This is a genomic window from Photobacterium lucens, assembly GCF_009873615.1.
In the GTDB taxonomy this organism is placed as follows: domain Bacteria; phylum Pseudomonadota; class Gammaproteobacteria; order Enterobacterales; family Vibrionaceae; genus Photobacterium; species Photobacterium lucens.
The window spans coordinates 1-952 of sequence record NZ_SSMG01000071.1 but is presented as its reverse complement, the minus strand read 5'-3'; the positions used below and the strand labels follow the sequence as shown (position 1 = coordinate 952).

1 protein-coding gene is annotated in these 952 nt (G+C 34.6%); it reads left to right on the top strand.

Annotated elements, in window-relative coordinates:
* Positions 1-112: 112 nt before the first annotated feature.
* Complete coding sequence (locus tag E5A76_RS03850) at positions 113-946, top strand: C13 family peptidase (RefSeq protein ID WP_008989237.1); 834 nt, start codon at positions 113-115, stop codon at positions 944-946.
* Positions 947-952: the final 6 nt, after the last annotated feature.

Sequence of the window (952 nt, the reverse complement as noted above, 5' to 3'; positions counted from 1 at the left end):
TATGCGATCGTCGGCAGCGTCAGTTGTGTATAAGAGTCAGATTTATTGCTCTAATTTAAGTCTTCAGTTTTGTATAAAGAACTATCAATGACTAAAAAGATCAATAAAGAACATGTTAAATGCAACCATTCAGCCCATTACTTCTGTTCCTAAATTAATACTTATCGCACTTTCTTTCGCAATTCTTTCAGGCTGTGCGTCGAAGGAACTTCTGCTAGCTCAACCATCTTTAGTTGAACAGCAAACTTCAAAATTGTTACCACAACGCCCAAATAAAACAGACTTATATTTTGTAGGTTTTGCGGCAGACTCTAGTCAGAACGTATTTAGTAAAGAAGTTAAATATGCACAACAGTTATTTGATAACAAATTTGATACCAAAGGACGCTCAGTCACATTGATTAATCACTCATCAACTATCAATGAAGCTCCGATGGCTACACTATCGAATCTTGATAATGTATTAAAAAATATTGGTAACACTATCGACAAAAATGAAGATATTGTTTTTCTTTTTCTGACAGGACATGGTTCTTTTGAAAAAGGCTTACACTCTAAATTTTGGCCGCATCACAAAGAGTTAATAACACCTAAAGATCTTAAAAAGTCCCTCATTGAGTCAAAAATAAAGTGGAAAGTTGTCGTGGTTTCATCGTGTTTCTCAGGACAATTCGCTAATGAAATTGCAGATTTACATACTTTAGTTATTACCGCGAGCAATCCAAGCCAACCATCATTTGGTTGTACCAACACCTCTGAATTTACCTATTTTGGTGAAGCTTTCTTTAAAGAACAGCTTGCACAAAATGCTTCATTTATAATGGCCTTCATCGCGGCAAAAGCCAGAATCACTGTTAAAGAAAATAAAATGGGATTCGAGAATTCACAGCCAATGATGATTACGTCAAAACCCATTATCGATAAGTTAAAAGAAATATCTCAATAATATTAT